The following is a 7,098-nucleotide window of genomic DNA, read 5'->3' on the forward strand; positions in this document are numbered from 1 at the left end:
AATTGTGCTTTTGGATAACTAAAAGGGAGGCAGAGCCTCCCTTACTGTTTAATTACCGCGCGCCGTGACTCAGGCTGTAAACATAGCCGGCCAGCAGGTGAACTTTTTCGGATCCGAGAATGTCTTCCCAAGCAGGCATATTGCCCGCACGTCCGTTGTTCAGGGTCAGAGTGATATCCTGTTTCAGGTCCAGCTCAGGATTGTCATAGAGCCAGATGTTGTCCGTCAGGTTCGGAGCCCCTAAAGCAATGTTGCCGGTTCCGTCAGGACCGTGACAGGCGCTGCACATTTGCGAGTAGATTACCTCGCCGTTGGCCGCCAGTTCGGCATTGTGTTCATTACCTGACAGTTCCAGAACATACTCTGTCACTGCAGCAACGCCAGTGCTACCCAAGGTATCTTTCCACGCTGGCATTTGCCCGCGACGGCCTTGAATTAATGACGTTTTGATCTGTTCGCCACTGCCGCCATACAGCCAATCATCGTCGGTCAGGTTCGGGAAGCCATAATAACCTTGGGCAGTTTGACCATGGCACAGAGCACAGTTATTTATGAAAATCTGTTGCCCCATACGAACAGCCTGAGGATTATCCTTCAGCTCTTCCACAGGGATTTGCGCGAAGCGCTCAAAGATTTCACCGTATCTTTCCTCATGAGCTGCCGTCTCCGCAGCCAGTTGCCCGGCGGATGACCAGTTGCCCAAGCCTTTATAGTTACCTATGCCGTACCAGGCCAGGTAGCCGATACCGAAAAAGATGGTGATCCAGAACATGTTCAGCCACCACTTCGGCATTGGCTTATTGTATTCCTCAATGCCATCAAAGCTGTGACCGGTGGTTTCTTCCGGATCTGATGAGCCCGGCATACGGCGCGTCAGGAAAATCAGCGCAACCAGGCCCAAGATGGTGATGCCGGTTAAGGCAAAAATGTAGGCACTCCAAAAAGTACTCATTTGTTTTCTCCCGTATTGCGCTCTTTGTCTTTATTATCAGGTTCATCGTCGGCGAAAGGGAGGTTGGCGGCCTCGTCAAATCGCTTTTTGTTCTTTTTGCTGTATGCCCAGAACACGACGATGGCAAAGGCAACGGTCGTCATGACCGTTGCGAGCGCTTGTAGATCAGCGTTATCCATGGTTTATCGTCCGGTTACTACAGTGCCCAGATGCTGCAGGTACTCGACCAGCGCATCGATCTCTTTTACACCGTCGGTCTGCTCAGCAGCCGTTGCGATGTCTTCATCGGTGTACGGGACACCCAGAGTGCGCAGTGCTTTAAGTTTGGCCGGAGTTTTAGAGCCATCTATGGTGTCTTCAAACAACCAAGGGAAGGCAGGCATATTCGACTCCGGTACCACGGAGCGAGGGTCATAAAGGTGAGCTTTATGCCATTCATCACTGTAACGACCACCGACACGAGCCAGATCGGGTCCTGTACGCTTGGAGCCCCACTGGAAGGTGAAATCATAGACGGTTTCACCGGCTTGCGTGTATGCGCCGTAGCGTTCAACTTCGGCACGTAATGGACGGATCATTTGGGTGTGGCAGTTGTAGCAACCTTCACGGATATAGATGTCTCGTCCCTCAAGCTGAACCGGAGTGTAGGGTTCTAGTCCGGCAACCGGTTCCGTGGTGTTTTTAACAAAAAACAGTGGGACGATTTCGACCAAGCCACCAAAGCTGATCGCAATGGCGATAAAAATTGCCATCAGGCCGACATTTTTTTCTACATTTTCATGTTTCAACATGGATTCTTAACTCCTTCAGGCCGCTGACGGTTTAGAGATCGCTTGCTCTTGCTGGCTGTTACGAATGGTAAACCACACATTCACAGCCATCAGCAGCATGCCGGTCAGGAAGATTGCACCGCCAATCAGTCGTACGACATAGCCTGGGAAACTGGCCTCTACACCCTGAACAAAGCTGAACTGCAATGTTCCATCGGTGTTAATGGCGCGCCAGTAGAGTCCCTGCATAATACCGTTGACCCACATAGAAGCGATGTACAGTACCGTACCGATGGTCGCCAGCCAGAAGTGGACGTTGATCCATGCCAGGTTATGCATCGATTCACGGCCCCAGAGACGAGGAATGGTGTGATACATGGCACCAATAGAAATCATCGCAACCCAACCCAATGCACCAGCGTGCACGTGGCCAATGGTCCAGTCAGTATTGTGTGACAGTGCGTTAACGGTCTTGATCGACATCATCGGGCCTTCAAAGGTCGACATGCCGTAGAAAGAAAGTGATACAACCAAGAATCGGAGGATCGGGTCATTACGCAGTTTGTGCCAGGCACCCGACAGCGTCATCATCCCGTTGATCATACCGCCCCAGCTGGGCGCAAGAAGGATCAATGACATAACCATGCCGAGGTTTTGAGCCCAGTCAGGCAGTGCGGAGTAGTGCAGATGGTGACCACCCGCCCACATGTAGACGGCGATCAGTGCCCAGAAATGCACAATAGACAGTCGGTATGAGTAGACCGGACGTTCTGCCTGCTTTGGCACATAGTAATACATCATGCCCAGGAAACCTGCAGTCAGGAAGAAACCGACGGCATTGTGGCCATACCACCACTGAACCATGGCATCCATCGTTCCGGCATAGGCTGAATAGGCGTGCGTCATGCTGGTTGGCATGGCGGCGCTGTTCACAACGTGCAGTACCGCAACGGTAATAATGAAGGCCAGGTAAAACCAGTTGCCGACATAGATGTGAGGCATTTTGCGGCGCATGATGGTACCAACAAAAACGACCAGATACGCCACCCAGACCAGAGTGATCAGGATGTCCAATGGCCAGATCAGCTCAGCGTACTCTTTACCAGCTGTCAGCCCCAGTGGCAATGTCACCACGGCACCGACAATCACGGCTTGCCAACCCCAGAAGGTAAAGGCTGCCAGAGGCCCAAATGCCAAGCGGGCCTGTGTGGTTCTCTGAACAACGTAGTACGAGGTGGCAAACAGAGCTGAACCACCAAAAGCGAAAATTACCGCGTTGGTGTGCAGAGGACGTAACCGGCCGAAGTGAAAATAAGGTCCGAAATTGAGCTCTGGAAAGGCCATTTGCGCTGCGATGATGACACCGACGAGCATACCAATGACACCCCAGACGATAGTCATCACTGAAAACTGACGAACTACGGTGTAGTTGTAGGTTTCAGCCGTTTGGGAGGATTGAATTGCATTACTCATTTGTAGGTTTCCAATCGTTTTTTTAATAAGGCGAGACGGAATCGGGCGCAAGTATGCTGCGCGTGTCAGGTTTTTGCAAATGACATAAATCAATTAACTGATAACGATAGCTTTACTTTGAAAAAACGTTTGATCTAGTTGCTCGATCGGCACCAGCGGCTCTGCGATAGGGGTTTCGCTCCGCTTAGACGATGAAGAAGGGACGAGTGCTGTTCGATCAACCGGTGATACGGAATCAGGAATGTCCGCTATTCACCCGGCTGATCATTCAGATTTACTCGCCGCCTTTCGATCAGTTTAGGCCGGCAGTTTTTCAGGCCGTTTGAGTCCGCTTTAACCGGATCTGGTCGATATGTTGCCCTCGCTGCATTAACGACTGGGCCCGAGCGTCCAAAGCGATGCCGTGACGGGTGCTTTTCAGTCGGACCGGTGTATTGCTGGCACAATAGCCTTTGTGCGTGATAAGTGAGTCGTTGTCTGATGTTGAAATCAGCAGTGCCTCGGATATCTTGTCGCGCACTCTGACTGTCACGGGTTGCAGGTTGCCAACCATGAATTCCAGCCCGAACACGATGGCGTCGCCAGCGCGCTTAAGCCAGCGGACGACGGCCAGGCGACCATTGCCGTCTGTTGATTGCTGATGCATCACAACGTCACCAACGGAAAGCGATTGGGCGTCTTTCCAATCGGAAATCCGCACGCAGGCGCCGGTTTTACTGATGTTGACGGTATGACTGTCGATCAGACGATCTTTGACTGAGTTGGGTGAGCGCAAGAAGCTGTGAATGGTATTCAGCCCCAGTGCTGTGTTCGCTTCGATCGCGCAAGGCGCCCGTTCAAAGCGCCGGCTGGATGACTGTTTCCAGGCCAGCAGAGCTTTTTTCAGCGCCATAAAGGCATCGATATTGTCGGTACCTGGTGCGAATCCCAGTGTTTCGGCGGCGGTGCCGTTGCGCAGCTGACTCATGTGCTGCCGAACCTGTTCGATGATTGGCAGAGGGTTGATAACGCGGATGAAAGCCGCATTCCCTGCACCGGAGATCTGCCGGGCGGTCAGGACGCCGGATTGGGACTCGAGATCGACATAAAAGTAATGCGCGTTGAACTCCCGACTCTCCTGGTGGTTAACCTGCGCTCTGAATGACCATTTGCGCAGATAACTGTCTATCAGTCGTAGCTCGCGGTCGTTCAGGTGTTCGGGTTGAGCGGCCTGATACAGAATGCCCTGCTTATAGCGGCTTTCAATATCTCGGTTGTCAGGCTGATTGCTGTGAAAGTCGGTTAGAAAACGTGATTCGGCAAACTGGTACAGCCGATTGATCTCTCCCCATAACACGGCCGGTTGGGTTCGATGCTGTTCGCTATAGTCCTGCATTTGTTCGAGCATGGCAGACAACGCCCAGTAGGCGAAATTAGCCAGTTCTTCTTTCGAATGAGGAACGGCATCCCTTAACAGCAGTTTTGCCGCATAGGCAAACTCTCGGTTGAGATCCGGTAGTTCACTGCGGTGCCGGGCGGTTATTTCCAGCTCACCGCTTCGCACCTGTTGTATATAAAGCAGGTAGCGGTTTATGAGCCCTTCGGTCAGGCTGAATCGAGCGTCTCCATTTAATGGCATTCGGTTCAGGTTATGCAGGTTGGTTGCAACTTTATCGAAGTGACTGTGGAAGTCCGCCACATTCAATACCTGATTCACCAGTACATCTCGATAAAGCGCTGTCGTTTCCTTACTAATGTGCAGATTCTGCTTGGGCATTGTGAGCCGCAGAGACGCTATACTCATCTGCCTATCCTCCAGATGGACTCTTCTAAGCGTAAAGATAGATCATATTTTGATCTGAGACAGGGTTCTTGCTGTATTTGCGAACTACCGCACATTTTTAACGCGGATCGGTTTGGTGGTGATTGCAAAGGTGTCCAACTAGTGTTGCTTTCAGAGCACTTTACCCACGTTATTAAGCATGGCTTAAAACCCGGTAAGCGCGATCTGACAACACACGTCGGCTAAGTCTCACCAGCCTATATGGGTTTAAAACCCTTGTGGTGCCCAGTTTTTTTAAGATCGAGCGGTGGTCGAATGGGGAGCCTGAGTCTCTGGAGTACACAGAAGTGTGAATCTGCACCCTCGTGGAACGACCAAGGTCTAATGGTTGGTGAAATCCGGCTGCTCAATAATCGACGGGATATCGGTTCCATATAAAAACAACAAAGAGGACGATTCAATGAACTTGTGGTGGGTAATGACCTCCAGCTCGCAATGCAGCTATGAGGAGTTAAAGAGGCGACAATGTCTGGCTCTGAGTTGGTCTGAACTGGACGACCTGAGCAAGTATGTTCGGGACAAGCCGGGCTGGGAGCGACAGTTCAAAACCTTTGTGCAGTTGCGAGGTAACATTGCATACGTTAACGATCGTCGATGGGGTCCCCAGCAGCAAGACTTAAGTACCGGTGTCCCTGATGTCTTTTGGCGATGGTTACACATTCGGAAGGGCGATTTAATCGCGCTTATGGAGACCGGTAGTCAAATCACGCTCGGTCAGATCGAAGTACTTGGCATTGCACGTGTGCATACAGACGCGTTTTCTACCTATCGTTACGATAGTCAGTATCATCATGCTCATCAGGTGCTTGGTGGCTTAAAATGGGTCGATTGGGATATCAAACACTTTGGTGAACTGCCCAAGCCAGAAGGATCCTTTAACGCGTTGACGATCGATAACAGCCAGATAGCTCTCGTTGAGGAAGCATTGTCGGCCTCTGAAGCTATCCAGGCCTGATGAGGGGGGGGCGGTCATGGCTGAGGTTTGTCGGACGACAGTTAAAAGCAGATGAACCAGCGTCACGGGCGTCCTGTTGGTTCTGTCTGCTGCATTTGCCGAATGTAATGCGTTTGTCGCTCTGATATTCTCATGGCAAAGGAGTTTTAGGATAGGGCAGGATTCGATGCAGCATTGTATTAAAGCTTGGGTGTATGGAAAGGTTCAGGGCGTCGGCTATCGGATGTTTTGTAAACGGCGGGCAAAAGAGCTTAATCTGGACGGCTATGCACTGAATCTGTCGGATGGACGGGTAGAAGTGCTGGTCTGTGGTCACAGTGACGCCATCGAGAAAATGATTGAGTCGCTCAACGAAGGACCCGCATTTGCCCAAGTGCTCGGCGTCGATGTGGAGCCAAGCCAGGAAACCGCGGCTGCCGGTTTCATGACCGGTTAATCCATTACTCTTTATTCCCCCAGTCGCCAGTATTGGTGCCAGTAAGTTAGTACACGCTTCGGGTACCAGGTCTGTCCCCGGCTGCCGTTATATCGAGCCAAAGCCCGAATGACGCTGCCATCTTCCAGTTCGAGGTAGTGTGCTAATATGGTGGTGCCATAGCGAAGGTTGGTGGCGACATCCATCAGATTGTCGTCTTCCCGGCCGATTTCTTTTTTCCAGAACGGCATAATCTGCATCATACCCCGCGCGCCGGCATAGGATATTGCATAGTTGTCAAAGGCGCTCTCGACCTGAATCAGAGCCAGGACCAAGCCCGGTTCCAGGCCTGCTCGGGTCGCCTCATGGTGAATCATCGTTAACAGATGGATTCGCTGCTCCGGATCTTCGATCCAACGGCTGAGCGGGGCGCTCATGCCGGCAAGCCAGACCTGACCGACATACTCGTCTTCAAAGGAATGTGTCTCATTGACAGCATTTTTCAGGGCCGCGACCAGATCGCTTTCTGGTGCGTCTGCCTGACTGGTCTGGATGCAAAACAGAAGCAGCGGCAGGGTCCAGACTTTGAGTAACCGTTTAAGTTGTGTGTTCATTGTCGAAAATCTTGAAATTTCAAGTGTTTACAGAGCAGTTGGGGGCTAATAAAGCACAAGGATGGGTTAATTTGAAGGCTAATCCTGTATAATGCTC

Annotated in this window: 8 protein-coding genes; 2 read left to right on the forward strand and 6 right to left on the reverse strand. The window is 51.5% G+C overall.

What is annotated here, in order from left to right; translation table 11 throughout:
* Positions 1 to 52 precede the first annotated feature (52 nt).
* The 5 genes from ccoP to MED297_RS04320 form a co-directional block, all read right to left on the reverse strand.
* Positions 53 to 952 carry a cytochrome-c oxidase, cbb3-type subunit III gene (gene ccoP / locus MED297_RS04300; RefSeq protein ID WP_008042667.1) on the reverse strand — a complete coding sequence of 300 codons (900 nt, stop codon included), beginning with the start codon at positions 950 to 952 and terminating at the stop codon, positions 53 to 55.
* A complete protein-coding gene (locus tag MED297_RS04305) occupies positions 949 to 1,131 on the reverse strand; it encodes a CcoQ/FixQ family Cbb3-type cytochrome c oxidase assembly chaperone (protein ID WP_008042668.1) in 183 nt (60 codons plus the stop codon). The genes ccoP and MED297_RS04305 overlap by 4 nt, the downstream gene beginning before the upstream one ends.
* Positions 1,132 to 1,134: 3 nt before the next feature.
* Positions 1,135 to 1,740: a cytochrome-c oxidase, cbb3-type subunit II gene (gene ccoO, locus MED297_RS04310; RefSeq protein WP_202594515.1), complete on the reverse strand. Its 606-nt coding sequence runs from the start codon at positions 1,738 to 1,740 to the stop codon at positions 1,135 to 1,137.
* An 18-nt stretch (positions 1,741 to 1,758) separates the two neighbouring features.
* On the reverse strand, positions 1,759 to 3,195 hold the full coding sequence (ccoN, locus tag MED297_RS04315) for a cytochrome-c oxidase, cbb3-type subunit I (protein ID WP_008042670.1): 1,437 nt from the start codon (positions 3,193 to 3,195) through the stop codon (positions 1,759 to 1,761).
* 313 nt (positions 3,196 to 3,508) lie between these two features.
* Positions 3,509 to 4,978: a PilZ domain-containing protein gene (locus MED297_RS04320; RefSeq protein ID WP_040556442.1), complete on the reverse strand. Its 1,470-nt coding sequence runs from the start codon at positions 4,976 to 4,978 to the stop codon at positions 3,509 to 3,511.
* Between the two features lie 439 nt (positions 4,979 to 5,417).
* Between MED297_RS04320 and MED297_RS04325 the strand changes: the two genes are divergently transcribed.
* The gene (locus tag MED297_RS04325; RefSeq protein WP_040556443.1) at positions 5,418 to 5,972 is read left to right on the forward strand and encodes a hypothetical protein; all 555 of its coding nucleotides are present in this window, start codon (positions 5,418 to 5,420) and stop codon (positions 5,970 to 5,972) included.
* Between the two features lie 166 nt (positions 5,973 to 6,138).
* The gene (locus MED297_RS04330; protein ID WP_008042673.1) at positions 6,139 to 6,408 is read left to right on the forward strand and encodes an acylphosphatase; all 270 of its coding nucleotides are present in this window, start codon (positions 6,139 to 6,141) and stop codon (positions 6,406 to 6,408) included.
* 11 nt (positions 6,409 to 6,419) lie between these two features.
* On the opposite strand, the gene MED297_RS04335 is transcribed toward MED297_RS04330, so the two are convergent.
* Positions 6,420 to 7,001 (reverse strand): lytic transglycosylase domain-containing protein, encoded by a 582-nt coding sequence (locus MED297_RS04335; protein ID WP_008042675.1) that lies wholly within the window; start codon positions 6,999 to 7,001, stop codon positions 6,420 to 6,422.
* Between the last annotated feature and the right edge of the window lie 97 nt (positions 7,002 to 7,098).

The sequence above is a fragment of the Reinekea blandensis MED297 genome, assembly GCF_000153185.1.
GTDB classification, from domain to species: Bacteria; Pseudomonadota; Gammaproteobacteria; order Pseudomonadales; family Natronospirillaceae; genus Reinekea; species Reinekea blandensis.

Excerpts from the sequence above, each read along its gene's own strand:
- ccoP (WP_008042667.1), bottom strand. The coding sequence starts at position 952 with ATGAGTACTTTTTGGAGTGCCTACATTTTTGCCTTAACCGGCATCACC.
- MED297_RS04305 (WP_008042668.1), bottom strand. The coding sequence starts at position 1,131 with ATGGATAACGCTGATCTACAAGCGCTCGCAACGGTCATGACGACCGTT.
- ccoN (WP_008042670.1), bottom strand. The coding sequence starts at position 3,195 with ATGAGTAATGCAATTCAATCCTCCCAAACGGCTGAAACCTACAACTAC.
- MED297_RS04320 (WP_040556442.1), bottom strand. The coding sequence starts at position 4,978 with ATGAGTATAGCGTCTCTGCGGCTCACAATGCCCAAGCAGAATCTGCAC.
- MED297_RS04325 (WP_040556443.1), top strand. The coding sequence starts at position 5,418 with ATGAACTTGTGGTGGGTAATGACCTCCAGCTCGCAATGCAGCTATGAG.
- MED297_RS04330 (WP_008042673.1), top strand. The coding sequence starts at position 6,139 with ATGCAGCATTGTATTAAAGCTTGGGTGTATGGAAAGGTTCAGGGCGTC.
- MED297_RS04335 (WP_008042675.1), bottom strand. The coding sequence starts at position 7,001 with ATGAACACACAACTTAAACGGTTACTCAAAGTCTGGACCCTGCCGCTG.